The sequence below is a fragment of the Neobacillus sp. PS2-9 genome (assembly GCF_030915525.1).
GTDB lineage: Bacteria > Bacillota > Bacilli > Bacillales > Cytobacillaceae > Neobacillus.
In genome coordinates this window covers 2,934,494-2,960,288 of sequence record NZ_CP133269.1, presented here as the reverse complement: position 1 = coordinate 2,960,288, position 25,795 = coordinate 2,934,494, and the positions used below count along the sequence as shown (strand labels likewise).

Sequence of the window (25,795 nt, the reverse complement as noted above, 5' to 3'; positions counted from 1 at the left end):
AGGCGCCAAAGAGGATGTTTGGTGCCTGACACTACATATGAATTAAAGGGTAAAATTAATAAGGGGGATGGATAATGGAAAATCAAACTGTAGTGAATGCGAAGCAACCAGAGTTACAGAATAGTAATATGATGAATATGGTAAAGTTTTTTGTTTTCAGTGCTATTGGAATTTTTGTATTTTTTGTACCGATTACTTTAAATGGGAAATCCTCGATTATGCTCGACCATTTTGTTTCGGCTATTCAATTAGCAGTTCCTAGTGTTTTACCTTATTATGCACTTTTAGTAATTTTATTAGGGGCAGTGTATCCGTTTTATAAGAAGACATGGAATAAAGATACGGTAACGCTAGTATTTTCTATCTTGAAGATTCTAGGTTTTGTTGCAGGGGCAATGTTCGTTTTTAATGTAGGTCCAACATGGTTTTTTAGTCCTGATATGGCCCCCTTCCTTTATAATAAGCTAGTCATTTCTGTAGGTTTGTTAGTCCCAATCGGCTCTGTATTTCTTGCCTTATTAGTAGGGTATGGTTTGCTTGAATTTATCGGAATATTCATGCAACCGGTCATGCGTCCTATATGGAAAACGCCAGGAAGATCAGCTATTGATGCGGTTGCTTCGTTTGTAGGTAGCTATTCTATCGGTCTATTGATTACGAATCGTGTATTCAAAGTAGGAAAATACTCCATCAAAGAAGCAGCCGTTATTGCTACAGGATTTTCCACTGTTTCAGCGACATTTATGATTGTAGTAGCGAAAACACTAAATCTGATGGACATGTGGAATGCTTATTTTTGGATTACGCTGGTAGTTACATTTATCGTCACCGCGATTACGGTTCGAATCTGGCCTTTATCAAAAATGAGTGATTCTTACTACCAGGAGATGGAAGGCGACCAAGAGGTTATCATTAAAAAAGATCGCGTTAAAACGGCTTGGAAAGAAGCTATGATTACAGCAAATGAATCACCGAGCTTTGGTAAAAATATATGGGAGAATCTAAAAGATGGCTTTGTCATGACAATGGGGATTTTACCTTCGATCATGTCTGTTGGGTTACTCGGTCTGATCTTGGCAGAGTTTACGCCTGTATTTGACTGGCTAGGATATATTTTCTATCCATTTACAGCACTTGTCCAGCTACCTGAACCTATGCTAGCAGCTAAGGCTAGTGCAGTGGGCATTGCAGAAATGTTTTTACCTGCCCTGTTAGTGACCAAAGCAGCGGTCGTAACAAAATTTGTTATTGCTGTTGTATCTGTCTCATCCATTATCTTCTTCTCAGCAGTGGTACCATGTATTTTATCAACAGAGATTCCACTCACGATTGGAAAACTGGTTGTCATCTGGTTTGAAAGAGTGGTACTAACTATATTAATCACAGCACCGCTAGCCTATTTACTTCTTTAGGATTGGAATCGAAAATGCTGGTGCCTGACACCACAAAAAGACATTTTGGGCATTTTGTTCGTCTCCAGTGGACAGATAGTTCCGCCAGCGTATGCTGGCGGATTTTTTTGTTCATTTTTATTTCTTCTGGACGGTAGCCTGTACATTTTAAGTCCTCTTTGAATTAACTATATTAGGCGATACTGCATAAGTAGCTTTATTTCTTTTTAATTTTTATACAAGGAGGGGAAAAGATGGATATTAATAAGTTGAATGAATGGATGAAACAAATTGAAGTGAAAAATCTGATCAATGCTGACGTTGAGGTTGTAAATAATTCACCATTAGTTATGCTTGGGAAAGGACGGCAGGGAGCCGTTTTTCAAATTACCGAAGATATTTGTGTAAAAGTATTTGGAAACCAAGAAGATTGCGACCGCGAACACTATGCCTTGTCCTTAGGCCAGCAGACGAATCTATTTCCAAAGGTTCATGCGAAAGGACCACTTTATATCGCAATGGATATTATTAGAGGGGTAGATGTACGTGAATATCTTCAATCTCAACCACTAACTGAAGAACTATCAGCAAAGCTAATTGATATGTTAATCACCTTTAAAACAATCGGGTATGAACGGATTGATCATCATAAAAGGCAAATATATATCCAGCCAGATGGTAATTTGAAAGTAATTGATGTGGCAAGGACGGTATGGCGTGACCGGGTGTATCCATATCCACGGAAATTATTAAATTCCTTAGGAGACGAAAATAAGGCAATTTTCTTGTCACATGTTCAAGAAATGGCACCTGAGTTATATCAGGAATGGCTCCACTACATTCGTATGGAAGAGTTATCCCATCAAATTCATCAAATACTACTACCTCAAAAACCAGACAAAGAAACAGTTAAGAATCTGAGCAAAAAGCTGTTAACAACAGAAGATGAAGAAAAATATGTTCTTCAGCTACAGGGATTGGTTCACAAGGTGTTTAAAGAGGAATGGGTCAAAACTATGCTTGCACGTGGGAAAGACCCTGAAGCTGTAATGGAAAAAATAGATAAGTATTGGGATGAACTTGAACAATCCCGAGTGCAGGAACAGTATAGAGGAATGAAACGATTTGAGGGAGAAATAAGCCGAAATGATGGTAAACACCATAATAAAGATAAAAAACGCGATCAGCACCGACGATTTGAAGGCGAAAGGTATGATTGGGATTCTCGCGGTAAAAAGAGTAAAAAAGGCAGGAAAAAATAGAATTCTACAACATTATTGATGAAGTATAAAGAAACTGTCTAAAGTAAGGCGTATTTCTGAGGAGGACCCTAAATACTAACAAGGAGAAAGCTAAATGAAAGTACTAGTAATCTGGCGGCTACTCACTGTTGGCGGAGTAAATGCTGGATGGCGAAACCGCTCAGTCTATTTCAAGAAACATGGCATTGATACAGAATTCCTTTATACAACAGATCATGGAGGACTCCACATCATGCAGGACATTGCTCCTGTTTATTTAACGAAAGATGAACAAGAAATTAAAAAAATCATTCAAGATCACGCTTATGACGCCGTCATTATTGTTGATACGGGTGCTGCCTACAAATGGCTTCGAAAAGCCAACTTTCAAGGCCCTGTTATTGTGGAAGCACGCACTCCTGAATTAATCAAGCTTACCCCTCATGTAAAATCGTTTAAAGGAATTCAGCCAGAATTAATCATTGTTCCCTCTCAATATCAAAATCGGTTAGTCTCCATCTTAACAAATAATGTCCCCATTGAAGTAATATACAATGGCGTAGATACCACCTTTTTCCGAGCATTACCAACCAATGAAATTGATTTCAATAGTGCACCTGTACTTCCAAAAGATAAAAAGATTATCGGATGGATTGGCAGATTGGACAAACGTAAAAACTGGCCGATGCTGATTGAAGTGGCAAAAAAGATAAAAAGTGAACGCGAGGATATTGAAATTTGGGTAATCGGTGGTGCACAAAGTGTACAGCGCGAAGAATTTGCAACCGCTTGGCAGGAAGAAAAGCTCACAGATATCATTAAATGGTTTCCTGTCATTCCTTATCAGCAAATGCCTCATGTTTATGCGAAAATTCGTCAATCTGGCGGATGTACTCTAGCAACTACAAAATCAGAATCCTTCGGAAATACCTTTATTGAATCAATGACCTGCGGGGTACCAGTTGTCGCCTCTAGAATGATGCCAGTCACTGAACTGGTTGTCGACGGAGAGACTGGATTACTTTATCGTGGACAAAATTTAGAGGATGCCGTTAATCAAATATACGGGATCATCGATCATCCAGTCAGATATCAACAGATGTCTCAGGCTGCAATTAATCGAGTTCAACAGAATTTCTCTATACAAATAGTAGCAGATGCTTATGTTGATTTATTGAAAAAAATTATCCAAAAGGATGTAGAGGCAGACGGGGAGGTGGGTCAGCCATGATTACCCCCATTTCCTATCAAAAAACATTGGAAGGGAAGTCAAATGCCCATTTAATTACCTTTAGTGATGGAAATGACTATGTGGTTAAGTTCTTTCAGACTGGGTATGAAAGAACGTTACCAAATGAATGGGTGGCATATTGTCTAGCGAGATACCTCGGGCTCCCAGTTCCCTTTGCCCGCTTAGTAGAAATACCACAGGAATTCATTACACAAGTTCCTGAACTGAACGTCATGCAGCAAACTCAATATCAATTCGCCTCATTATATGTCCATGATTGTTTGGATGGACATCAAACGCCCAATATTTCCGGAATCCATAATCACCAGTCATTAGCCGGTTTCATTTTATTAGATTACTGGTTATGCAACCGCGACCGGACTCGCAAAAATATTGTCTTATGTGAAGAAGAAAAAGAAACATACCACTTATGGATCATTGATCATGCGGAGATATTCGAATCTTACAATTGGAACGAGAATGATTTAGATAACCTGTCAGAGCAGCTTTTAAAAAGTGCCACACACCAAATCATGGCGAAATTTATTGAATCCGAAGATAGTTTTACAAACTATATGGAACTGATTCAAACCATTCCCATTTTTTTAATCGAGGAAATTGTATCAATGATACCAGATGATTGGATGGTTTCTAAGGAGGAAAAAAAGGCAATGGTTAGCGCCTTAGTAACAAGACGTAAGAGCTTCCTTCCACACATCATACAGCGATTTTTGAAAAAAATTTATCGGCCGTTACATGATAATGAATAGAATTAATTAAAAAAGTGGTAGCGGCCACTTTTTTTCGTTGAAAAAAACCTTGATTTCTCAAGGCTTTGTGTGATTTCAGTATTGGAAGTTTAATAGATTGTTAAAGAGTTCACTACTCCTTATCTTTTTTCTTTTTTTTGTCCTTGTCTTTCTCTTTTTTCTTTTTTTCAGACTCTGAAAGTTGATTTATTAGTTTCTCATTTTGTTCTTTTAAATCAGCCAGTTCTGCTCGAACCTCAGCTTCAAAGCTTTCGATATAATTTGATAGGTCTGCTTCAATTGCGAATAAATGATTAGTAATTTTAGCCCGAAGATCAGGCTCATGATTTTCCAGTTCAGTTTGTACCTCTGTCACTTCTGTAAGGATTTCTTGTTGTTCATTATTTACTTCAGCTGCTGTTACTTCAGTTTGTTCCACTAGTTCCTCAGCTGCTGTTGGTGAAGGGAATGCTTCAGTTTGGTTTAGTGCCTTCAAAAGCTCTTCTTTCAGTAAGTTGTTCACCGATTGCAAAAAGGAGTCTATATCGAATGAATTATCTTGAATATTTTTATTTTTATTTTTTTTACCCATTATTCTACCCACCTTTTTATTTTTTTAGGATCTGTTAAACTTGCCTGTTGATTTCCGCTCCAGGCACTTCGCTTTCCAGGGGTGTTTCGGCGAGCCTCCTCGACGCATGCGCCTGCGGGGTCTCCCCTGAACCATACTCCCACGGGAGTCTTCGTGCCTTCCGCTCCAATCAACAGAGTGTAAAAATCAACACTGTTCTTTAACATAGCCTTTTTTTAAAATATATAATGATTAATCCCCTAATTCTCACAAGTGACGGCAATAAGGGGGTCCTACTAGATATATATTATGTAAAAGAGACGGACGAGCATAAACGAATATCATGATAATAGAAAAAAGGGCTGTCTAACGGCATTTTAAGTTTCCACTTTCCGACATAAAAACACTAAAATTGTCTTTTCGTGCGCTTTCCCGAGGAATATTTCCGAACGCTATGTTTACAACTACTGCAGGAAATTGTTATATAATGGATGGGAATGTGTGGGGGAATTCGCGGATTTTAAAGTATATAAAGAATTTAAAGGAAAATTGTCGTAAATTTAGATAGGGGGAAATATTTAAATGAGCAAGCAAGTAATCGTCTATACAACAAACGATTGTATTGAATGTACAATGGTGAAGCAGGTACTAACACAAGAAGGAATTGCATTTGAAGCAAGAAACATTTCTACTCATGCCGAATATCAAAAGGAAGTAGAGAAGTACGGCTATCTGGGCGTTCCAATAACGGTTGTTGAAGGCCGGGCAGTCAAAGGATTTACAAACGAACTAAAAGAACTTATTGATTTAGTGAAAAATAAAGAGGCATAAATCCTTTACTATTTTAAAAAATAGGATTATGATTTATGTAATTTCATAAGTGAATCTACTAGGGGTGCCCAGATTGCGGGCTGAGAGAAAACGGCAACGTTTTTAACCCTTCGGACCTGATCTGGGTAATACCAGCGTAGGAAAGTAGTCGAGTGAATGTTGTATTATTACTCTATCTAACTAACCAGGTCCAAATTATGGATCTGGTTTTTTTATTTTTAAAAAAGGGGAGATTGTTGTGGAAACAAACAGATGGTTTGAGACATTGGAAAAAGTAAGAGAGGGTAGACCGTTAGTACATAACATAACTAACGTCGTTGTCACGAACTTTACAGCAAATGGTTTACTTGCACTAGGAGCATCACCTGTCATGGCATATGCAGCAGAAGAAGTAGCCGATATGGCGAAGATTGCTAGTTCCGTAGTTTTGAATATTGGAACACTAAACGCGCAGACAGTGGAGTCGATGATTATTGCAGGAAAAGCAGCCAATGAAAATAGTGTTCCGGTTATATTTGACCCAGTAGGTGCAGGGGCCACTCCTTACCGTACGGAGACTGCACAAAAAATTATGAAACAGGTGAATGTTTCGGTAATCAGAGGCAATGCAGCCGAAATAGCTAATGTTGTCGGGGAGAACTGGGAAATTAAAGGTGTAGATGCCGGTGACGCAAATGGGAACATTGTTGATCTTGCTATATCAGCTGCACAGAAACTTCATACCGTTGTGGTCATAACCGGAAAAGAAGATATCGTGACAGATGGAGAAACAACCTTTGTGATTGCAAATGGACATCCAATATTGACCAAGGTGACAGGCACTGGCTGTCTATTAACCTCTGTAATTGGTGCGTTTGCTGGTGTGGAAGAAGACTTATTGAAGGCTTCCGTAGCAGCTTTGTCTTTCTATGGAATAGCGGCAGAGAAAGCGGCTGAAAAAACAGTTGAACAAGGACCGGGAAGCTTTCAAATCGAATTTTTAAACCAATTATCACTCACAACATCAAAAGATATGAAGCAGCTCGCGTCCATTAAAAAAATGAATGAGTAAGTGGGGGTTATTTTTATGAAAAAAGCGCTAACGATTGCAGGATCTGATAGCGGTGGCGGAGCTGGAATTCAGGCAGATTTAAAGACGTTTCAGGAATTAGAGGTATTTGGAATGTCTGCATTAACAGCAGTGACTGCTCAGAACACATTGGGTGTTCACGGTGTTTATCCAATGTCAGCGGAGGCTGTTGTCAAACAGATTCAAGCGATTGGGGAGGATATCGGAGCAGATGCCCTAAAAACAGGGATGCTGTTTAACGCAGAAATAATTGAAGCTGTGTCGGAACAAATGAAGATTTTTCAATGGGGAAATGTCGTGGTTGACCCGGTAATGATCGCTAAGGGCGGAGCATCTTTATTGTTAAACGAAGCGATTTCAGCGATGAAAACCTATTTACTGCCTCTAGCAAAGGTCATCACACCGAACATCCCAGAAGCGGAAGTTTTAACGGGAATGACGATTCAAACGGTTGGGGAAAAAAAGGAAGCTGCGAGAAGATTACATGCACTTGGAGTGAAAAATATCGTCATCAAGGGTGGACATGACGAGAATGAAACGGATGCAGTAGATGTATTATTCGATGGCAAGGAATTTTACACGTTCACGAGCCAGCGAATCAATACTAAAAACACGCATGGAACAGGATGCACCTTCTCTGCTGCACTAACTGCAGAGCTGGCAAAAGGAGCTAGTGTGTATGAAGCCGTTTTAACAGCAAAGGATTTTATTCAGGCAGCTATTGAAGAAGATTTAAAGATCGGCCAAGGACATGGCCCCACTAACCATTGGGCATATCGAAAAAGAAAGATCGGAAAAGAGGGTACCCCTTTATGACAAATTTACGAGAAGCATTGAGTGTTTATTTTATCATGGGTAGCAATAACTGCTTGAAGGACCCTGTTGAGGTATTGAAGGAAGCCATTGCTGGGGGCATAACCTTTTTTCAGTTTCGTGAAAAGGGAGAAGGGGCTTTAACCGGCGTTGAAAAATATTCACTCGCTAAAAAACTCCAAACCATCTGTAAAGAGAATCACATCCCTTTCATTGTAAATGATGATCTTGATCTTGCGATTGAATTAAATGCAGACGGTGTCCATATTGGGCAAGAGGATGAATCTGTTAAAACGGTAAGGGGAAAAATTGGCGACAAAATCTTGGGTGTTTCTGTTCATACAAAAGAGGAAGCCATGGCAGCCTTACGGGATGGAGCAGATTATTTTGGTATCGGACCTGTTTTTCCAACCACCACGAAGGCAGACGCCAAACCATCACGGGGAACGACACTTATTGAAGCATTACGAAGTGAAGGATTCACTATCCCCATTGTTGGAATTGGTGGAATCACGAGTGAAAATGCTAGTTCTGTAATGAAAGCTGGGGCAGATGGCGTTTCCGTAATTACTGCGATCAGTCATGCGGAATCACCGCAAGAAGCAGCAAAAGCTTTAAAAAAGAATCTAGGTGCCTTAGCGGGTCAGGAGTGATGAGAGAATGAAGAAAACACACAAGCTTACTTTAACCGCCATGATGATTGCAATTGGAGCCATGTCCAGTAATCTCTTTTATATTCCCATTGGAATTACCAAGGTTTTTCCTATTCAACATTTCTTGAATGTGCTGTCAGCGGTTCTTTTAGGGCCTTATTATGCTGTTGCACAAGCCTTTTGTGTTTCATTATTAAGAAATATTATGGGAACAGGATCCCCGTTTGCCTTCCCAGGTAGTATGGTCGGAGCATTACTCGCATCTCTTTTATTCCTGAAAACTAGAAAAATCTATCTAGCGTTTTTCGGTGAAGTAATCGGGACAGGCATCATTGGTGCTATGCTGTGTTATCCAATTGCCACACTATTGCTTGGACAAAAAGTGACTTTATTTGGATTTATCCCATTGTTTATTTTTAGCTCATTTGCCGGTGCATTGATTGGATTTGTAATCTTAACAGTATTTTTACAGAAAAAAGTGGTGAAGATTGAGGGAACTCAAACCAAAATGTAAGGTGGTAGGCACTATGAGGAATGAATTAGCGGAGAAAATTGAAGTGGAGGTAGAAGCGAGAAAAGGTGAACTTCTTGAATTGCTATCCCAACTGGTTGCTTACCCGACAGTAAGTCCTCCAGCCCGCAATACCAATGACGTCCAGGAATTTATTAAAGGATATATAGAAGATTTGGGATTTCAAACGGATAAATGGGATGTGTATCCTGGAGATCCGAATGTAGTGGGCATTTTGGCGGGTGAGGCTTCTAATCAATATAATAGCTTGATCATAAATGGTCATGTGGACGTTGCTGAGGTGGGAGATGACAAGGAGTGGGACTCTTCTCCATTTAGCGCTAGAATAAATGATTCGTTTATTTATGGTCGTGGTGTCGCTGATATGAAAGGTGGAATGGCGGCTTCACTTATTGCAATTAAACTTTTAAAAGAAATGGGCGTTACTTTGGGGGGAGATCTCCAATTTCAATCCGTCATCGGGGAAGAAGTAGGAGAGGCTGGAACCCAGGCATGTGTAGAAAGGGGGTATACCGCTGATTATGCAGTAGTAGTAGATACGAGTGATTTACATATTCAAGGACAGGGCGGCGTTATTACTGGTTGGATTACGGTTCAAAGCAAAGAAACCTATCATGATGGATTGCGGAGAAAAATGATTCATGCAGGAGGTGGCCTAAAAGGAGCCAGTGCCATTGAGAAAATGATGAAGATTATTGGGGGACTCCAGGAACTGGAGAGACATTGGGCTGTGACGAAAAGCTATGAAGGCTTTCCACCTGGCACCAATACGATTAATCCGGCAGTCATTGAAGGAGGTAGGCATGCAGCTTTCGTGGCTGACCACTGTGCATTATGGGTAACGGTTCATTTTTATCCGAATGAAGACTATGAAGACGTGATCAAGGAAATTGAACAACATATCGGTGCCGTTGCTGCTGCCGATCCTTGGCTTAGAGAGAATCCGCCAATGTTCGTTTGGGGTGGAAAGTCTATGATTGAGGACCGTGGCGAGATTTTTCCTTCATTAGAGTTGGATGCCAACGAATTGGGAACCAAGACTTTAACAACAGTCTTTGAAAAAATGATGAACAGCACGCCAACGATTGGGATGTCTACAACCGTTACAGATGCTGGATGGCTCGGACGGGCAGGTATTCCAACATCCATTTTTGGACCGGGTAAATTGGAAGATGCGCACGCTGTCAATGAGAAGGTAGAAATTCGACAATTGTTAGACTTTACAAAAGTTTTAGCAATGTTTATCGCAGAATGGTGTAACACGAGGAAAGAGGGTCAGCATGAAATTCTCTGAGAGACTTTTTCAAAAAGTACATGAAATTTGGGAGAAAACTCACGAGCATCCATTTGTTGTCGGGATGGGAAAAGGGGACCTTCCAACTGAATCGTTTATTCGTTACATGAAACAGGATTACGTGTTCTTAATTGATTATTCCAAGCTGTTTGCTTTAGCTGCTGTGAAATCAAGAGATATTGAAACGATGGCTGCATTTGCCAAGCTGTTGCATGAGACCTTACATGGGGAAATGGATTTGCACCGGGAATATGCGGCACGATTCGGGATTACGAATCAACAGTTAGAAGAAACGGTGCCAAGTCCGATTAATCTAGCTTACACACGATACATGCTACATGTAGCACAAAATGGTTCACTTGAAGAATTAATTTCGGCTTTATTACCTTGTATGTGGAGCTATTGGGAGGTTTGTAAGATGCTAGCGGAAGAATATCAAGGTGCTAGCGAACACTATCTATATGGTGACTGGGTGAAAATGTATTCATCAAAGGAATTTGGTGAGTTAGCTGAGTGGCTTATTAACTTACTAGATTCATTAGCAGCGGGAAAACCAGAAAGGGAATTAGCCATCTTGGAGCAGCATTTTCTTACAACCTCCCGCTTTGAATATATGTTCTGGGATATGGTTTACCAGGGAGGCGAGTGGCCTGTCTAATCTGTCAATGTTATCGATTAACAAGCTCTCCTACTCATTCGGTGGGGAACGAGCGATATTCGATCAGATTTCACTAGATGTTAACTCGGGAGAATTTGTTTCCGTCATTGGTGCAAGTGGTTCTGGAAAAAGCACACTTTTTAAGTTGATTACTGGTTTACTAGCACCGGAACAGGGCGAGATCCTAATCAAAGGTAAGCAATCTGGGAAAAGAGCAGGAAGTGTAGGGTACATGCCACAAAAGGATTTGCTTTTACCATGGAGAACGGTAGTAGATAATGTCTTGCTTCCAATAGAGATTGCTAATGAAAATAAACAAAGAAAACTACCGGAGGTCCGGGAGTGGCTCGACCGTTTTGGGTTAGCTGCATACGAAAATGCCTACCCAGTTGAATTGTCTGGGGGAATGAGGCAGCGAGTGGCTTTTCTTCGAACGCTTATGACTGGAAAGGATCTTCTATTATTAGATGAACCGTTTGGTGCACTTGATTCACTGACCAGAAGAAAAATGCATAGCTGGTTATTAGGGCTGTGGGGGGAGTTACAAAAAACGGTGTTGTTCATCACTCATGATTTGGAGGAAGCCATTTTATTAAGTGAGAGGATTTATGTTTTGAAAGGTGATAGAAGAGTTCAAGAGGTTAAGGTGAAGCTACCTAGACCAAGAAACGCAGAACTGATTTACGAATCAGAGTTTATACGGATGAGAAAAGAATTGGAGTGGCTGATTCAAGATGAGAGCTAGAGTGAAAAAGTGGTCTGGTGATTACGGGTTGTTTTTACTGGTGGTGATTCTTCTTGTCAGTATTTGGGAGTGGGTAGTGAGACAGGGATTCATACCAGCCTTTATTTTGCCATCTCCATCAGCCATTTGGGCATCGTTGGTCGAAAACCGGGAGCTTTTGTTGGGGGAACATTTGCCGGCAACCTTGAAGGAAGTTTTAATCGGTTTTGGGATATCGGTTGTTGGAGGTGTGCTATTAGGGGTTGGGATGCATTTTTCACGTCCATTAGAGAAAATTCTCTATCCTTTTCTAGTAATCTCGCAAACAGTGCCGTTAATTGCGATATCTCCAATCTTCATTATGTGGTTTGGCTATTCAATTTGGAGCAAGATTGCGGTAACGATCCTAACAGCCTTTTTTCCAATCGTCGTTAGTACGTATGATGGATTGAAATCAGGTGGAAGTGAGTACCGTGAGTTACTTTCAACGATGGGGGCAAACCGCTGGGCCATTTTTCAAAAAGTACAGGTACCGATGGCTTTGCCAGCATTTTTATCAGGGTTGAAATTGTCAATTGTTTACTGTGTCGTTGGAGCAACGATTGGTGAGTGGTTGGGTGCCAGTGCAGGGCTTGGGTACTTTAGCAGACGGATGTCTGGAAACCTTAAGTCAGATGCTGTGTTTGCCGCCATATTCCTTTTATCCTTACTAGGGATTGTCCTGTTTTTATTGATTAGTTTAGTAGAAAGACAAGTATTGAAAAATAATTTTCGCAACTAAGAGAGGTATATATAATGAAGAAAAGTTTTTTGATTGTGCTCAGTTTATTGTTGATGATGTTAAGTGCTTGTGGAAAAAGCAACGAGAAGACTTCTGATTCGAAGGGAGCAAGCGGGAATAAAAAACTCGAGAAAGTTAGCTTAATGCTGGATTGGTATCCAAACGCCGTACACTCGTTTCTATATGCTGCAGAGGAAAAGGGGTATTTTAAAGAGCAAGGCCTGGATATAGATATTCAGATGCCTGCAGATACGAATGATCCGCTTAAATTGGTTGCAGCAAATCAAATCGATATGGCAATTAGCTATCAGCCACAGGTTCTAGTGGCACGTGGGGAGGATATCCCTGTTCAATCGTTCGGTGCTATTGTTCGTCATCCCCTTAATCAATTAATGGTTCCTGCAGATGGTCCTGTTCAATCACCGAAGGATTTAGCCGGAAAAACAATCGCTTATCCATCGATTCCACTTGATGAAGCGATTGTACAATCGATGGTTAAGTCTGATGGCGGCGATGAGAAAAAGGTGAAAATGGTCGATGTAGGCTGGGATTTAATTCCGGCTATTGCGACGAAGAAAACAGATGCTCTTATTGGCGGTTATATCAATCACGAAAAATTATTGCTAGAAAAAGAAGGACATCCAATGCGCACTCTAAATCCAGCTGATTTTGGTGTACCGGATTATTATGAATTAGTATTGGTGGCCAGTGAAAAGGGATTAAAAGCAAAACCAGAAGTGTTTAAGAAGTTTATGACAGCAATAGGCAAAGGGCAAAAGTTTGTAACGGAACATCCAGAAGAGGGATTGGCTATTTTATTAGAGCATGAAGACAAGTCATCCCCACTTGAAAAGGATATTGAAACTAAGAGCTTGGAGATGCTCTTACCGCTAATGGACGCAAAAGACCAACCATTCGGCTATCAAGATCCAGAAACATGGAACAAGGTCGCGGAATGGTTAAAGGATAATAAAGTGATCAAAAAAGATGTAAAAGCAGAGGAATCATTTAAAAATTTATAGGGTGTTAGACACAAAACATAAAGAGGGGAAAATGCTGTGGGATTCGATATCCCCGGCATTTTTTCCTCTTTATTTATCTAGTTATTTGACACGCATAAGTTTTATTTTTATGTAGTATAGTTAGTCAATTGTATTTTAGGTAACTGGTAGTATTTTTAAAAATAAAGTTGAATACTAATGATATGTCATAATCCGGAGGGGAAATCATGAGCAAAGTAGAGAAATTGAAACAGGAATTGCAGGTCTTGACCAGTCGACGTGATCGGATGCAGAAAAACCTTTATGAAGTGGAAAAACGCATTAACGAGATTGTTAGTGAATTGAAACAACAATAATAAAAAGGATATTTATGAGCATAAAAAACTTTCAGTGCTAGTGATGCCACGCTATTTCATCATAGACACTAACGGATCCCTCATATCGGGGGCATTCCTTAAATTGTTGGCTGCTCTATACGGCAGCCTTTTCTTATTGAACTTAGGGGAGCTAAAGGAGGGATGACTCTTGCGGTGATTTAAAATTTGAAATTTCAAACATTTCATAATGACAAGAGCGAACGTTTGAACATTGTACGGTCTTAAATTGTTAAAAGTCATTATCTCAGTTTATTTTGGTAAGTCATTAACTTCATATGCGACTCTTATTCCAGATTCAATAGCTCCTTGAATCCAACCATGGGTTAGGGATGTATGTTCACCAGCAAAATGCACTCTTCCCTCAGATTTTGAAATATAAGGATAAAGCTCCAAATCCTGTCCAGGTTCAAAAGAAGTAAAAGCTCCACAAGAATAAGGATTCTTACTCCAGCTAAAAGAAGTCCCTGAAACAAACTCTGAATAAACCTGAGGTCCATAAATTTCTGATAAATTCATTAAAGCATATTGGATCTGCTCCTTTTCCGGCAGGCTTTCTAATGTTAATGCCTCATCTGCCCATATGTAGCTAGCTATAATTACTGCGGGACCAGGTGTACCAATGCCGTGACTCGGGTAATACGTAAAGCGAATGGGCAGGTCCGTTATCGATTTCCCACCCTTTTGACCTTTTTTTTCCCAAAATCTACTTTTAAACTCGATTCCTATTTTTGTTGATGCCATATAATTAAGTTCGCGGATCGCGGCCCTTTTATAATAAGAAATAGAATCGTATGGCTCAAATTTTACAAATCGTAAGGTCGAAAAAGGTATGGTCACGATTGCAAGATCACCAATTATCCTTGAATTTTCGGCAGTTAGTTGATGTTTACTATGAATGGTAACACTATTTTGATATTGAGATATTTTCATCATCTTTTGGTTGAATACAATATTTTCTTTTAATTGCGGTAAAAAGGCTAGAGGCAAACGGTCCATGCCACCTGTTATTTCATAGAAATCCTTAGCAGAGGTTAGGATGATGAACTCTCGTAATACTTCAACAAAGGTCATCCCCATAAATGCTTCCAAATCAAGAAGTACACCAATCATGTCAATAGCACCGATTGAAAAATATGAACCTAAGAAAGCACCGAACGAAAGACTTCTATATTGTTTTTCTATTAGCGGCCAATTCTTTTCCGGATCTTGATTAATAAAATGAATAATTGGTTTTATGACCGAAAGTAAAAGCTCTTCAGACGATTTTCCTCTTTCACGGGGAGCAACTGGGAATTTTAATACGCTTGGATTACTTTCAAAAACATTCAAACGAGTTTTGATGCCGTTTGCGTAAAGAAGGTCATTTGGAGTCCGGTTAATAAATAGATTGGTAGGTAAATTAAATTTTTTAATATACTCAAAGGTTAAATAATGCATATCAGGAATACGCATCGCTCCGGCATTAAAAAATAAGTTTTCACTATAGGGAGCACGCAAAGTATAAACACGCCCCCCAATTCGATTATTCGCTTCTAGAATGGTGACATTATGTCCGGTTTTCTTTAATAAAGATGCAGCCACGAGCCCAGCCATGCCCGCACCGATAATAATAATATTTTTAGGATATTTTGATGTTGTAAGACCATTTCTAATGATCGTAAGCATTTGTGTATTCGTTAATTGAGAATTCATGTTATAAGGCATCCTCCCTTACTTTCCCATAAAAATGCTTATTGCATTATATACAGTTAAAAGGATGCATATGAGATAATTTTCTGTTTGATAACTCCTCTTAAAATGGTTAGAATACCTTTCCAATTTATGTGGTAATATAACAGGAAGATAAAACCTGTTGCTCTTACTGACAAGGGTGAAAATATTCATTTAAAAACACAAATAATGTTCAAGAGAATCTATTAGAGGTGCTTAATTTGTTTCGATTAATTTATCAAATCATCCTGGTAGGATTATGTTCCATGCTTTTTGGGTTTGCTTATAACACGTTTCTTATCCCGCATAAATTGGCATCCGGGGGCGTTACCGGGATAGCTTTCTTTATTCATCATTATTTACACGTCAATACAGGTTTGATTGTATTGATAATTAATATTCCGCTTTTGATTTTAGGTATTAAATATCTGGGAAAAAGATTTATCCTGTATACCATATATTCAGTTGTTGTTTTGTCAATCAGTTTGAAAGTAATTCCAATTCACGCAATATCTAATGATATTTTACTCTCATCAATAATCGGCGGTGCTCTATATGGAATTGCCGTCGGACTTGTCATCAAGACTGGCGGTTCAACAGGCGGAACGGATATCGTCAGCCTTATTCTTTCTCAAAAAAGAAACATGCAGGTTGGTTTTTTAAGTGCATGTATGAACCTTCTAGTTGTTGGCACTTCAGGCTTTATATTTGGATGGGATATCACTTTATATACAGTGATCGCCATCTATGTAGCAGGTCGAGCAGTCGATATGGTTTACACAAACCAAAACAAATTAACCTTAAGGATTGTCACTGAGAAAGGGGATGAACTAATAGACGCCCTTATCCATTTACACTCTAGGGGGATTACGGTACATAACGCAGAAGGCGCCTACGCCCATAAACCCAAAAAAGTCCTAACAACTGTGATAACAAGATTTGAATTGAATGAAACAAAACATACCATCAAAATCACCGATCCAAATGCGTTTGTAAACATCTCACAAACCCTGGAAGTAATGGGACGGTTCAGAAAAAATTAGGAAAACAATCTAACCGTCCCAACAACTGTCTATGACGGAGGAAATGATTACAGATGATGCCTGACACCATCTTAGCGAAATGATTGATAATAGAGTCGAGTGATAAGTGTCATTAAGTATGCGGAATGTTGGGGATTCGGTTTTCTTTTCTTGTTTAAGAAGTTGATGATGGTGCTTGCATTTCTGATTCCGATTCCATGCCCTTGGTATAGGTCGTCTCCAAAGTAGATGACGTTTTCTGCACGCCAATGGGGTTCTTTTGGGTTAAAATCTGGATTGTTGAAATGGAGTATGTCACCGGGTAAATAGTCGTCCCCAACCTTTTGATACATTTTCATATCCTCATCAAATTGCCAATCCATTAAATAAAGATTGCTAAATAGAATGTCAAACCTTGAGCTACCTATAGAGTAAAGTGTGGCAATGTATAAAACAATAGCAACTGCCGTGGAACATTCGAAGGCATAGAGAGGCCCATTTTTTATGATATCTAAAATAGCTACTGAGGGCCTGATGTTGGGTTTTATGAGAAAGCCTCCATTATTTAGACGATTCCAATACTGTTTATTGCAAAAGGCATACTGAAAAGTAGTAAACTTGGCACCGCTTTTATCTTGTTGACGAGCAGCAGTCATTGTATTCGTTCGGAACATCAATTCAAATTTTAGTTGATCTAGTGTGGCATACTCATAATTCCCACTATATTTCTCCATATATTCAATAATTGTTCTTTGTTCTTTATTTGTAATATGAGGAAATAAATCCTTTGGCCTGACACGATGATGATTAATAAGTATCATCATATTTACCTCCTGTTCTTGTTTCCCGCCAAACTACTTCCTTTTAAAAATATGAATCTTTGTCACTACAAATGACAGCATTAATTGACACAACAAAAAAGGGTTGGATTTTATCCACCCCATATCCTTTAACTAGCTTTTTAGTAGTGCATGCTTTTGGTTTTTCATGAATTTGATGTACATAAGTAAAAATACGAATGCACTGATTAGTCGAAGCATAGTGCTGATTTCCATTGATTTCTGCATGCCGGTTGTTTCTAATAGCCAAATGCCAATTTGAGGGGCGATAAAGGCAACGAATGACAGGAGAACATTATAGGTGGTAATACAGTAGGTTCTTTTTTCCTTTGGCGACTGTTCTAACAAAAGATTGAACAATAAGAGCATCGTGCCTGAAACAAAAAATCCAGATGTCATGGCAACAAAGGTTAAGTAGTAAAGGTTCGTTGACAGTACATTTAAGATAGGTGCGGTTGCCATACCCACTGCTACCCAAACAAGCATAAGTGTATTGGATTTTTGTTCGGCCCATTTTTTCCATAATGGAAACGAAAAGATTTGCACCAATTGGTTCGCAACGGAAAAGATACTGATCCAAAGAATCGTAGCATGAGCGTATTTTACATTATAGATATTGAATAATCCCCAAACCAACTGCCATGTAAAATTAAAGCACAGAGCAGATATTAGAAACCATTTATACCCGTTATCCTTAAAAATCGACCAATCCATAAACGAATTTTGTTCTTTCTTCTTCTTCGGCTCGGCCTTTTCTTTATGCTTTAATAAGAAGAACACTTCAAACAGCCCAAAAACAAAAGCAATGAAGAATAAACATTGATAGGCGAGTGCATTGTCTGTTTGTTTTTTCATGACGATACCGATAATCAGGGTGGTAACCATCCCAACAATGGTTAATAGCCGATTTCTGTCACTAAAAAATGAACCTCTTCGTTCTTCGCTAATCATCCCACTTATTAGGGTTTGCCAACCAATGTTAGAAATTGTTCCTGGAACATTCATTAAAGCAACAATAATTAAAAATGCCCAGGCTTGATAGTTAGAAGCAACGAAAGTCACTCCAATCAACAATAAAAACATGATTCTCGCCCAAAAAACGGACATCGCTACCGTTCTTTTTTGCTGCTCTAGTCGATTTAATACAATCGCAGCAGGAATGGTGGTTAATAGGGCAACCAGTGGGGGAAGTGAACTAATCAACCCAACCTGATAATTAGTAGCACCAAGAATAGAAATTGCAAAAATAGGAAAAAAATTACCCGCAAGATTCACAGCAATGGTTGACACCATTCCATGATAAATACTAATTTTTTCATTATATGTGCGCATGTGTCTTCACCGTTTCATATTTAATTATCTTTGTTATTATACAATCGTTCATGGATATTTTGATGAAAAATAATTTTATATTTTAAAATAATTTTATTTCAAGACGCTGGAAACCTCAAAAGAAATTATTTGTTAGTTTTTTTATCTAATCTCAAAGCACTATAGTAGAAAAAAAGTTGATATTCGTTTGCTTTATCCATTTATTTCTGCTATAGTAAAGAAGAATTATTTTTGTGGATCGGCAAGAGCGTTAAGTGAAATAACTTTCTGTCTTGAAGATTTGAGCAAGGATAGTACTAAAATGTGTGCACAGCACACAGCAGGAGGATACACAAATGGAACAAGGTAAAGTAAAATGGTTTAATGCAGAAAAAGGTTTTGGATTCATCGAGCGCGAAGGTGGAGACGACGTATTCGTACACTTCTCAGCTATCCAAGGCGAAGGCTTCAAATCTCTTGACGAAGGCCAAACAGTAACTTTTGACGTTGAGCAAGGTCAACGTGGACCACAAGCTTCTAACGTTCGTAAAGCTTAATAAAAGCTTTATATAAATGAAAAAACGAAAAAGACTCTCTTGTAGAGTCTTTTTTTTGTATGGCTATGTTAAAGAACATTTTTGATTTTTATACCCTGTTGATTGGAGCGGAAGACGCGAAGACTCCTGTGGGAGTACGGGTCAGGGGAGCCCCCGAAGGCCCGTTTCGCCGAAACGCCCACGAACCACTCGCGTCTGGAGCAATTTTAACAGAGACATTAGTATACATATGAAAGAAGTAGAAATAAATGAAGACAAACAAAAACCCCCGTTCTCATCGAAAGAACAGAGGTCATGAATCAATAAAGAAAATGGTAAAATCAGTATAACATAGAAAATAGAAAAGACCTACTTTTTCTGTGGAAAAATAAATAAAATTCGTTTAAGTCATTTTAAATTATGCCCATATTTGGCATCGCGATTAATGTTTTTCAGATGAAATGATATAATCTACACATATACATAATGGAAGGAAGTGTGGAGTGGTGATCGAGCGGCCGCAAATAGAACAATTTGAACTAACACAATATATTCCGCCAAAGGGTGAATTCGATACTTTTCGGGATGAGGAACATTATAAGGAAAAGCTTAAGGAATGGGGGCTTTCCTCAGCTAAGGAAGCAAAAAGGGAATTTTGGTACAAAGACAGGAACTACCAGCGTCTTGTATCCATTAAAGGCTATGAAACCTATGGGAGTGCGGCTGAATTTAATACGATTGTCATTGAGTTTAACGAAGGGCAGTTGAGCTGTATCCACCCAGCCTATTTGAAGGAAATGCAGCAATCAAGCTTTGGAAAAGAAAGCTTGTTGAATCTTGAGGATAAGGACATACCGACAGTAGAGAGTGGAGACAAAGTAGAAAGCAACAAGGTAGAGGATACATCGCCTGCTGCTGCCAAAGAACTTCCGAAAAAAGAGGACGAGCCAAAGCTGAAGCAAGTAAAAGTGAAAGAAACAAAGCCGAAGAAAGAGAAGGCTCCAAAGCTCGAGTTGCCGGCTGATAAAGTACACTTTGCTGCAACGGTTAAACAGTTTGCCTTGACTTACAATCCGTTCAATGAAGAAAACGATGAAGTAGTTGTCTTAGAGAATGTACAAATCATTCAAGACAATCCACTGGAAATTGGTTTTGCGTGGTGCAGTCACAGTAAAACCCTTAAAAAGTTTGAACTGGCTGTTGGAGATCAACTGGAATTCGACGGAAAAGTAGCGGCTAAGAAGTTAGCAAAGGGAAAAGATGTAGAGGAAGAATTTCTTGTCGATGTGCCAGTACTATACAAAGTGAATAATCCTTCAAAAATTGTAAAGAACTAGGTGGGACCCAAAAGTTCCTTCAGTAAACATAAAGAATGAGACGTGCGAATGGGTGCACGTCTATTTTTTTAATGGTATTTTATCGCTATTGTAGATTTTGGCTCTATGTTGATAGGAGCGGAAGGTGCGAGATCCTTGAAAATACTATCGCATTTTCTTCATGCGGTACTTATGCTTTTAGCCCTATAGGAAAAGTGAAGTATCAATTTCTACGTGCCCGAAGTGGTCGCAGGAAATGGAATTGGGTAACGTAGAACCCGTCTACGCGACCTAAACCTTTCTACACAAGTTAGTTCGGTCGCGTAGAACTCGTCTACACGACCTAAACCCTTCTCCATCAGGTAGTTCGGTCGCGTAGAACCCGTCTACACGACCTAAACTCTTCTCCATCAGGTAGTTCGGGCGCGTAGAACCCGTCTACGCGACCAAACCCTTCTCCATCAGGTAGTTCGGTCGCGTAGAACCCGTCTACGCGACCTTAAACCCTTCTCCATCAGGTAGTTCGGGCGCGTAGAACCCGTCTACGCGACCTTAAACCCTTCTCCATTAGGCAATTCTGGCGCGTAGAACCCGTCTACGCGACCTAAACCTTTCTCCCCAAGTTAGTTCGGGCGCGTAGAACCTGTTTACACGGCCTTAAACCCTTCTCCATCAGCCGCTTCAGGCTCGTACGTGCCCGAAGCGGCTGAAGGGAAGAGGAAAGGGTAACGTAGAAACCGTCAACGTTACCAAAATGTTTCTTGAATGGAGCCCCACGATCCTCATGCGGAAAGCGAAGCTTCTTGAGCGGAAGGAATACCGTTATCTGGGACGAAAACTTCCCGATTATGTACTGGATACGACTTTTTTAATGTATATCGAACCTTAGTCAATTGAACTCAAGGAAAATAAATCTCCAAGCGATCCTCACCATTCCGCAAAATAAAGAAATTCGGAAACTGTGTATTAATGACAGCGGTTTTGTAATCATTTATGGGAACCGATATTGTGCTGTCATTCCCTTTTAAAAATAGCAGCTGCTCAGTTCCAATTTGGATCAATTCAAAGTGAAAGCCATCTCTTTTCCATAAAAAATCTCCATCCTGATAGTAGTTAAGAATCACCTGTCGATTGCGGTAGCTCTCGAAAATAGACAAATCGGACAATTGTTTTTCCATACGCAGAACCCATCTCCCTCTAACTATATTTTAAAAAAAGCAAGAAGAAGAAGGGGTGATGGGTATCACAGGCGGAAACTTATTTAGAGGAAAATAATTCGAAATAGAGTATAATAAAGATTCGGATTTTTATTCTCAAGGAGCACACAGTTATGAATCAGACCTTTACAATCAGGGAAAAAACAAAACAAATAATTGTCTTATTAATTCCCATTTTAATTACACAGCTTGGCATGTTTTCGATGGTATTTTTCAATACGATCATGTCAGGGAAATATCATTCTTCCGATTTAGCAGGAGTGGCGATTGGCTCCTCGGTTTGGAGCCCTATTTTTATGGGGATCAGCGGTATTTTGCTAGCGGTTTCACCCATTGCGGCACAACGATTCGGTGAAAAACGGAATAATGAAGTATCCACTGTTGTGAAACACGGCATGTATCTTTCCTTTTTAATTGCCATCGTGGTCATTATTCTGGGATCCTTTTTAGTAGATCCCATCTTAGACAAAATGAAACTGCCGGAGGACGTTCAAGAAACGGCATTTGATTATTTAGTTGGTCTAAGTTTTGGAATTGTCCCTCTTTTTATTTTTAACGTCCTAAGGTCGTTTATTTACGCTCTAGGGAAAACACGTGTGATTATGGTGATTATGTTAGCATCATTACCTCTTAATTTCTTCTTGAACTATGCGTTTATCTTTGGGCATTTTGGTTTTCCAGAGTTAGGGGGCGCTGGGGCAGGGTATGCGACATCGATCACTTATTGGGCCATCATGGGGATGACCATTTTTATTGTAAAAACACAAGACCCATTCTCATCCTATCCGGTTTTCAGTAACAAGAAGGAATTCTCGTGGGAAGAATGTAAGGAAATTTTAAAGATTGGTGTGCCGATGGGGCTTTCCACCTTTTTCGAGACAAGTATGTTTGCAGTGGTCACGATTTTATTAAGTAAATTTAACGTCACAACGATTGCGGCTTATCAATCGGCTTTAAATATCGTGTCATTCTTGTATATGATTCCCATTAGTATCTCCACGGCGCTGACCGTTCTTGTCGGCTTTGAAGTCGGGTCACGGCGTTATAAAGACGCTAAACAGTACAGCTGGCTTGGTGTATATCTGGCTATTTTCATTGCACTCTTTACGGGATTGTTAGTGGTTGTGTTCCGTTATCAAGTGGCTGGCTTATATTCGAACGAAACGGCTGTTATCAACTTAACAGCGAACTTTTTAATCTTTGCGCTGTTTTTTCAAATATCTGATGCTATCCAGGCGACAGCACAGGCAGCATTAAGAGGATATAAGGATGTCAATCTCGCTTTTATCATGACCTTAATTGCCTATTGGCTTATCTGTCTTCCAGTCGGCTTCGTATTGGCCCATTACACAAGCTTAGAAGCAAGAGGCTATTGGATCGGACTCACTGTAGGATTACTAGCAGCAGGGATTGCCTTATCTCTCAGACTGATCTACATCCAGAAAAAGAAATTCGTGACTGTAGAGGGGTAGAAGGATCCTATTTGGGTGTCAGGCACCATCCGTGGACATTTGTCTTCTTGAGGTGGACATTTTGCCTGTTCTTAATACGATCAAAGATTGGACTGACTTGAGGTTGGTCCATTTTTTGTTTTTGCAAAAGAAATGGTTTACTTAAAATTCCAGTGGTAAAATAAAGGATAATGGGTGATCGAAATCCGCATGTGGGGTGATCTTAGTGGGGAGAAAAGTAAATTTCACCAAGGATGAATTTGTGCTTAGGTTAAATGGTGTACTGAGTGTATTTGCACTCAAATGGCAATTGAGAATTCCTTACAAGGCAATTAAACGTGTCTATATCGATGAATTTGATCCACCGATGTGGATGCTTAAAATGCCTGGCACCGCGATTGCGCCACTGAACATTTTTGAAGGTAGTTTTAAGTTTGGAAATGAGTGGTATTTTATATCATGTGAACACAATGTTCCCCTTGTTCATCTGGAAGTAGACGGTTTTGGAAAATACAAATATATTATTTTTGAAATGGAAAACCCAAGAGCCGTAATGATTGAATTACGGAACAAACTAAGAGAGATAGATGATTAAACGACTTTACGAAAAAGGGGAAGGATCTTGTTAAATATATAAAAAAGTAATGGCCGGAATCCATTACTTTTTTTCAGCTTTCTTTTTCAGTTTGCGGTTTTTTGCCATTCTTCTAATCAAATAGACTCCAGCAATTAAAGCTAATACATTCAATGAATCTCCAAAGTTAATCGTTAAACTGAAGTTGTTATTTACTTTCACGTCATTTTTATTGTTGTTACTTGTTGAACGTGATGGTGTTACTTTATCCTCAATTTCCCTTGCCATACCACACGCACCTCCGTTGGATAATTATACCATATGTTAATAATTCCTTTGCTAGTAATCAACTAAAATAGCAAATAAATGACGCCATTCTAAATAGAATGGCGTCTAGTCATTAAAATAAGTTTTTCATGCCTAACCATTTGGAAAATAGACTTTGTTGTTTATCAGTGATTTTTAATTCGTCCATTATTATTTTTTCACGATTAGTAGAAATCCAGTTCTTCAATTCTTGTTTGTCTTTACAACGCGTATAATATGTTTCCCCACCTTTTCCAAGTGCGTTGACAACATACCTACATGTGTTCCCCATAGTGGCCACCTTTAAATGTAATAATGTATTCTATTTGGATTATATCAGGCTTATAAAAATAGTCCACTATTATTTTTCTGCAAAAATCTCCAATTTTCCGCACGTGAACAAAATGAACAAAATGGTTTATAAGTTTTTAATGCTGTTTAAATACATAACCTTTTCAAGGGCAAAAGATTTTGTAAAATTAAGAAAACGTTTACAAAGGGGGAAACAAAATGTTTTCTATTAAAAGAATTTCAGCAGTCATGTGTGCAGGTGCATTGGCATTAAGCCTTGGTGCTTGCAGCAGTAAAGAAACAGCTAGCTCTGGTAAAAAGGAAGAAGGTACAGGCTATCCTACGAAGGCCATTACCGTTGTAGCTCCATCGGGTGCAGGTGGTGGTTGGGATCTAACCGCACGTTCCTTTACAAAAGTACTTAGCGAGACAAAACTAGTAACGCAGCCATTGACAGTAGAGAATAAGCCAGGTGGCGGTGGAGCTGTATTTATGGCGGAATACGCAACCCAACATGCGGCAAACAACGATATGCTCTTTGTTAGTTCACCGCCGATCATTATTAACAACCTGAAAAAGGAAGGAAACAGCCCTTACGGCTACAAAAACACCACTCCATTAGCGCAGTTGACGAAGGATTTTGGTGCCATTGTCGTAAAAGCCGATTCAAAATATAAGGATCTGAAATCCGTCTTAGAAGACGTGAAAAAGGACCCTACTAAACTAACATTTGCAGGTGGTTCCGCACCAGGTTCGATGGACCACTTGATCTCCATACTTCCAGCGTATAAATACGGTGTGGATCCTACGAAAATTAAATATGTCTCCTATGATGGCGGCGGGGAAGCGATTACTGCACTTCTTGGAGGAAATGCAGATGTGATTGGAACGGATGCTTCTAGTGTAAAGGAATTTTTAAAGGCAGGTAAGATTCGAGTATTGGCTGTCACTTCAACTGATCGATTAACAGGAGATTTTAAAGATGTACCGACCTCAAAGGAACAAGGAGTTGACGCCGAATTTACCATTTGGCGCGGAGTATTCGGTCCTGAAAAGATGTCTAAGGAAGCAAAAACATATTGGGAAAATACGATTGATAAGCTAGTCAAGACACCTGATTGGAAGAAGGAAGTAGAAACTCAAGGCTGGGAGTTACAGTACAAAAACAGTGGCGAATTCAAAAAGTTTTTAGAAGAACAAGATAAACAAGTCCAGCAATTATTAGAAGCATTGGGGATGCAAAAGTAATAGTGTGGGAAGGAGTGGTCTCTCTCCTTCCCCTATTAGTTAAGGAGGGGGTATGAAG

General features: G+C 39.4%; 28 protein-coding genes and 1 riboswitch. Of the genes, 21 read left to right on the top strand and 7 right to left on the bottom strand.

Annotation, left to right across the window (positions count from 1 at the left end):
• The first annotated feature begins 74 nt into the window (after positions 1-74).
• From RCG25_RS14985 to RCG25_RS14970, 4 genes are all read left to right on the top strand, one after another.
• Positions 75-1,412, top strand: a complete 1,338-nt coding sequence (locus RCG25_RS14985; protein WP_374120998.1) for a YjiH family protein — start codon at positions 75-77, stop codon at positions 1,410-1,412.
• A gap of 233 nt (positions 1,413-1,645) precedes the next feature.
• Positions 1,646-2,653, top strand: a complete 1,008-nt coding sequence (locus RCG25_RS14980; RefSeq protein ID WP_308079621.1) for a hypothetical protein — start codon at positions 1,646-1,648, stop codon at positions 2,651-2,653.
• A gap of 94 nt (positions 2,654-2,747) precedes the next feature.
• The gene (locus tag RCG25_RS14975; RefSeq protein ID WP_308079620.1) at positions 2,748-3,863 is read left to right on the top strand and encodes a glycosyltransferase family 4 protein; all 1,116 of its coding nucleotides are present in this window, start codon (positions 2,748-2,750) and stop codon (positions 3,861-3,863) included.
• The gene (locus RCG25_RS14970) at positions 3,860-4,633 is read left to right on the top strand and encodes a HipA family kinase (protein ID WP_308079619.1); all 774 of its coding nucleotides are present in this window, start codon (positions 3,860-3,862) and stop codon (positions 4,631-4,633) included. Before RCG25_RS14975 ends, RCG25_RS14970 begins: the two co-directional genes overlap by 4 nt.
• A gap of 112 nt (positions 4,634-4,745) precedes the next feature.
• Here RCG25_RS14970 and RCG25_RS14965 read toward each other — a convergent pair whose 3' ends face one another.
• Entirely contained in the window at positions 4,746-5,204 is a 459-nt protein-coding gene (locus RCG25_RS14965) for a hypothetical protein (protein ID WP_308079617.1), read from the bottom strand.
• 561 nt (positions 5,205-5,765) lie between these two features.
• Here RCG25_RS14965 and RCG25_RS14960 point away from each other — a divergent pair.
• The 11 genes from RCG25_RS14960 (at position 5,766) to RCG25_RS14910 (ending at position 13,895) form a co-directional block, all read left to right on the top strand.
• Positions 5,766-6,014 (top strand): glutaredoxin family protein, encoded by a 249-nt coding sequence (locus RCG25_RS14960; RefSeq protein WP_308079615.1) that lies wholly within the window; start codon positions 5,766-5,768, stop codon positions 6,012-6,014.
• Between the two features lie 50 nt (positions 6,015-6,064).
• A riboswitch (TPP riboswitch) is annotated at positions 6,065-6,174 on the top strand.
• Between the two features lie 78 nt (positions 6,175-6,252).
• On the top strand, positions 6,253-7,065 hold the full coding sequence (gene thiM, locus RCG25_RS14955) for a hydroxyethylthiazole kinase (RefSeq protein WP_308079614.1): 813 nt from the start codon (positions 6,253-6,255) through the stop codon (positions 7,063-7,065).
• A gap of 15 nt (positions 7,066-7,080) precedes the next feature.
• Positions 7,081-7,899: a bifunctional hydroxymethylpyrimidine kinase/phosphomethylpyrimidine kinase gene (gene thiD / locus RCG25_RS14950; RefSeq protein WP_308079613.1), complete on the top strand. Its 819-nt coding sequence runs from the start codon at positions 7,081-7,083 to the stop codon at positions 7,897-7,899.
• Positions 7,896-8,549 (top strand): thiamine phosphate synthase, encoded by a 654-nt coding sequence (gene thiE, locus RCG25_RS14945; RefSeq protein ID WP_308079612.1) that lies wholly within the window; start codon positions 7,896-7,898, stop codon positions 8,547-8,549. The genes thiD and thiE overlap by 4 nt, the downstream gene beginning before the upstream one ends.
• 7 nt (positions 8,550-8,556) lie before the next feature.
• A complete protein-coding gene (thiW, locus tag RCG25_RS14940; protein ID WP_308079611.1) occupies positions 8,557-9,063 on the top strand; it encodes an energy coupling factor transporter S component ThiW in 507 nt (168 codons plus the stop codon).
• A 13-nt stretch (positions 9,064-9,076) separates the two neighbouring features.
• Positions 9,077-10,375, top strand: coding sequence for an acetylornithine deacetylase (locus RCG25_RS14935; RefSeq protein WP_308079610.1), 1,299 nt, complete (start codon positions 9,077-9,079; stop codon positions 10,373-10,375).
• Entirely contained in the window at positions 10,362-11,033 is a 672-nt protein-coding gene (gene tenA / locus RCG25_RS14930) for a thiaminase II (RefSeq protein ID WP_308079608.1), read from the top strand. The genes RCG25_RS14935 and tenA overlap by 14 nt, the downstream gene beginning before the upstream one ends.
• A gap of 7 nt (positions 11,034-11,040) precedes the next feature.
• Complete coding sequence (locus RCG25_RS14925) at positions 11,041-11,778, top strand: ABC transporter ATP-binding protein (RefSeq protein ID WP_308079606.1); 738 nt, start codon at positions 11,041-11,043, stop codon at positions 11,776-11,778.
• Positions 11,768-12,538, top strand: coding sequence for an ABC transporter permease (locus tag RCG25_RS14920; RefSeq protein WP_308079605.1), 771 nt, complete (start codon positions 11,768-11,770; stop codon positions 12,536-12,538). Before RCG25_RS14925 ends, RCG25_RS14920 begins: the two co-directional genes overlap by 11 nt.
• Before the next feature lie 14 nt (positions 12,539-12,552).
• Positions 12,553-13,560 carry an ABC transporter substrate-binding protein gene (locus RCG25_RS14915; RefSeq protein ID WP_308079604.1) on the top strand — a complete coding sequence of 336 codons (1,008 nt, stop codon included), beginning with the start codon at positions 12,553-12,555 and terminating at the stop codon, positions 13,558-13,560.
• A 206-nt stretch (positions 13,561-13,766) separates the two neighbouring features.
• Positions 13,767-13,895 (top strand): hypothetical protein, encoded by a 129-nt coding sequence (locus tag RCG25_RS14910; protein ID WP_308079603.1) that lies wholly within the window; start codon positions 13,767-13,769, stop codon positions 13,893-13,895.
• A gap of 270 nt (positions 13,896-14,165) precedes the next feature.
• On the opposite strand, the gene RCG25_RS14905 is transcribed toward RCG25_RS14910, so the two are convergent.
• Positions 14,166-15,608: a flavin monoamine oxidase family protein gene (locus RCG25_RS14905; RefSeq protein ID WP_308079602.1), complete on the bottom strand. Its 1,443-nt coding sequence runs from the start codon at positions 15,606-15,608 to the stop codon at positions 14,166-14,168.
• A gap of 239 nt (positions 15,609-15,847) precedes the next feature.
• On the opposite strand from RCG25_RS14905, the gene RCG25_RS14900 reads away from it, so the two are divergent.
• Positions 15,848-16,669: a YitT family protein gene (locus tag RCG25_RS14900; RefSeq protein ID WP_308079601.1), complete on the top strand. Its 822-nt coding sequence runs from the start codon at positions 15,848-15,850 to the stop codon at positions 16,667-16,669.
• 71 nt (positions 16,670-16,740) lie between these two features.
• Here RCG25_RS14900 and RCG25_RS14895 read toward each other — a convergent pair whose 3' ends face one another.
• A complete protein-coding gene (locus tag RCG25_RS14895) occupies positions 16,741-17,472 on the bottom strand; it encodes a protein-glutamine gamma-glutamyltransferase (RefSeq protein ID WP_308079600.1) in 732 nt (243 codons plus the stop codon).
• Between the two features lie 129 nt (positions 17,473-17,601).
• Positions 17,602-18,819, bottom strand: a complete 1,218-nt coding sequence (locus RCG25_RS14890) for an MFS transporter (RefSeq protein ID WP_308079598.1) — start codon at positions 18,817-18,819, stop codon at positions 17,602-17,604.
• A 335-nt stretch (positions 18,820-19,154) separates the two neighbouring features.
• On the opposite strand from RCG25_RS14890, the gene RCG25_RS14885 reads away from it, so the two are divergent.
• Both RCG25_RS14885 and RCG25_RS14880 read left to right on the top strand, forming a co-directional pair.
• Positions 19,155-19,355, top strand: coding sequence for a cold-shock protein (locus RCG25_RS14885; RefSeq protein ID WP_308079596.1), 201 nt, complete (start codon positions 19,155-19,157; stop codon positions 19,353-19,355).
• 482 nt (positions 19,356-19,837) lie between these two features.
• Positions 19,838-20,671: a hypothetical protein gene (locus RCG25_RS14880; RefSeq protein ID WP_308079595.1), complete on the top strand. Its 834-nt coding sequence runs from the start codon at positions 19,838-19,840 to the stop codon at positions 20,669-20,671.
• A gap of 878 nt (positions 20,672-21,549) precedes the next feature.
• On the opposite strand, the gene RCG25_RS14875 is transcribed toward RCG25_RS14880, so the two are convergent.
• Positions 21,550-21,828 (bottom strand): hypothetical protein, encoded by a 279-nt coding sequence (locus RCG25_RS14875; RefSeq protein ID WP_308079594.1) that lies wholly within the window; start codon positions 21,826-21,828, stop codon positions 21,550-21,552.
• A 152-nt stretch (positions 21,829-21,980) separates the two neighbouring features.
• On the opposite strand from RCG25_RS14875, the gene RCG25_RS14870 reads away from it, so the two are divergent.
• Entirely contained in the window at positions 21,981-23,339 is a 1,359-nt protein-coding gene (locus RCG25_RS14870) for an MATE family efflux transporter (protein WP_374120997.1), read from the top strand.
• 205 nt (positions 23,340-23,544) lie between these two features.
• The gene (locus RCG25_RS14865; RefSeq protein ID WP_308079593.1) at positions 23,545-23,913 is read left to right on the top strand and encodes a hypothetical protein; all 369 of its coding nucleotides are present in this window, start codon (positions 23,545-23,547) and stop codon (positions 23,911-23,913) included.
• A 63-nt stretch (positions 23,914-23,976) separates the two neighbouring features.
• On the opposite strand, the gene RCG25_RS14860 is transcribed toward RCG25_RS14865, so the two are convergent.
• Together RCG25_RS14860 and RCG25_RS14855 are read right to left on the bottom strand one after the other, a co-directional pair.
• Positions 23,977-24,180 carry a hypothetical protein gene (locus tag RCG25_RS14860; protein ID WP_308079592.1) on the bottom strand — a complete coding sequence of 68 codons (204 nt, stop codon included), beginning with the start codon at positions 24,178-24,180 and terminating at the stop codon, positions 23,977-23,979.
• A gap of 112 nt (positions 24,181-24,292) precedes the next feature.
• Positions 24,293-24,490 (bottom strand): hypothetical protein, encoded by a 198-nt coding sequence (locus tag RCG25_RS14855; RefSeq protein ID WP_308079591.1) that lies wholly within the window; start codon positions 24,488-24,490, stop codon positions 24,293-24,295.
• 218 nt (positions 24,491-24,708) lie between these two features.
• Here RCG25_RS14855 and RCG25_RS14850 point away from each other — a divergent pair, with 218 nt between their 5' ends.
• On the top strand, positions 24,709-25,737 hold the full coding sequence (locus tag RCG25_RS14850; protein ID WP_308079590.1) for a Bug family tripartite tricarboxylate transporter substrate binding protein: 1,029 nt from the start codon (positions 24,709-24,711) through the stop codon (positions 25,735-25,737).
• The last annotated feature ends 58 nt before the right edge of the window (positions 25,738-25,795 follow it).

What these genes read in the sequence shown, in the direction of transcription:
- RCG25_RS14985 (WP_374120998.1), top strand. Translation starts at nt 75, where the DNA reads ATGGAAAATCAAACTGTAGTGAATGCGAAGCAACCAGAGTTACAGAAT.
- RCG25_RS14980 (WP_308079621.1), top strand. Translation starts at nt 1,646, where the DNA reads ATGGATATTAATAAGTTGAATGAATGGATGAAACAAATTGAAGTGAAA.
- RCG25_RS14975 (WP_308079620.1), top strand. Translation starts at nt 2,748, where the DNA reads ATGAAAGTACTAGTAATCTGGCGGCTACTCACTGTTGGCGGAGTAAAT.
- RCG25_RS14970 (WP_308079619.1), top strand. Translation starts at nt 3,860, where the DNA reads ATGATTACCCCCATTTCCTATCAAAAAACATTGGAAGGGAAGTCAAAT.
- RCG25_RS14965 (WP_308079617.1), bottom strand. Translation starts at nt 5,204, where the DNA reads ATGGGTAAAAAAAATAAAAATAAAAATATTCAAGATAATTCATTCGAT.
- RCG25_RS14960 (WP_308079615.1), top strand. Translation starts at nt 5,766, where the DNA reads ATGAGCAAGCAAGTAATCGTCTATACAACAAACGATTGTATTGAATGT.
- thiD (WP_308079613.1), top strand. Translation starts at nt 7,081, where the DNA reads ATGAAAAAAGCGCTAACGATTGCAGGATCTGATAGCGGTGGCGGAGCT.
- thiE (WP_308079612.1), top strand. Translation starts at nt 7,896, where the DNA reads ATGACAAATTTACGAGAAGCATTGAGTGTTTATTTTATCATGGGTAGC.
- thiW (WP_308079611.1), top strand. Translation starts at nt 8,557, where the DNA reads ATGAAGAAAACACACAAGCTTACTTTAACCGCCATGATGATTGCAATT.
- RCG25_RS14935 (WP_308079610.1), top strand. Translation starts at nt 9,077, where the DNA reads ATGAGGAATGAATTAGCGGAGAAAATTGAAGTGGAGGTAGAAGCGAGA.
- tenA (WP_308079608.1), top strand. Translation starts at nt 10,362, where the DNA reads ATGAAATTCTCTGAGAGACTTTTTCAAAAAGTACATGAAATTTGGGAG.
- RCG25_RS14925 (WP_308079606.1), top strand. Translation starts at nt 11,041, where the DNA reads ATGTTATCGATTAACAAGCTCTCCTACTCATTCGGTGGGGAACGAGCG.
- RCG25_RS14920 (WP_308079605.1), top strand. Translation starts at nt 11,768, where the DNA reads ATGAGAGCTAGAGTGAAAAAGTGGTCTGGTGATTACGGGTTGTTTTTA.
- RCG25_RS14915 (WP_308079604.1), top strand. Translation starts at nt 12,553, where the DNA reads ATGAAGAAAAGTTTTTTGATTGTGCTCAGTTTATTGTTGATGATGTTA.
- RCG25_RS14910 (WP_308079603.1), top strand. Translation starts at nt 13,767, where the DNA reads ATGAGCAAAGTAGAGAAATTGAAACAGGAATTGCAGGTCTTGACCAGT.
- RCG25_RS14905 (WP_308079602.1), bottom strand. Translation starts at nt 15,608, where the DNA reads ATGAATTCTCAATTAACGAATACACAAATGCTTACGATCATTAGAAAT.
- RCG25_RS14895 (WP_308079600.1), bottom strand. Translation starts at nt 17,472, where the DNA reads ATGATGATACTTATTAATCATCATCGTGTCAGGCCAAAGGATTTATTT.
- RCG25_RS14890 (WP_308079598.1), bottom strand. Translation starts at nt 18,819, where the DNA reads ATGCGCACATATAATGAAAAAATTAGTATTTATCATGGAATGGTGTCA.
- RCG25_RS14885 (WP_308079596.1), top strand. Translation starts at nt 19,155, where the DNA reads ATGGAACAAGGTAAAGTAAAATGGTTTAATGCAGAAAAAGGTTTTGGA.
- RCG25_RS14875 (WP_308079594.1), bottom strand. Translation starts at nt 21,828, where the DNA reads ATGGAAAAACAATTGTCCGATTTGTCTATTTTCGAGAGCTACCGCAAT.
- RCG25_RS14870 (WP_374120997.1), top strand. Translation starts at nt 21,981, where the DNA reads ATGAATCAGACCTTTACAATCAGGGAAAAAACAAAACAAATAATTGTC.
- RCG25_RS14860 (WP_308079592.1), bottom strand. Translation starts at nt 24,180, where the DNA reads ATGGCAAGGGAAATTGAGGATAAAGTAACACCATCACGTTCAACAAGT.
- RCG25_RS14855 (WP_308079591.1), bottom strand. Translation starts at nt 24,490, where the DNA reads ATGGGGAACACATGTAGGTATGTTGTCAACGCACTTGGAAAAGGTGGG.
- RCG25_RS14850 (WP_308079590.1), top strand. Translation starts at nt 24,709, where the DNA reads ATGTTTTCTATTAAAAGAATTTCAGCAGTCATGTGTGCAGGTGCATTG.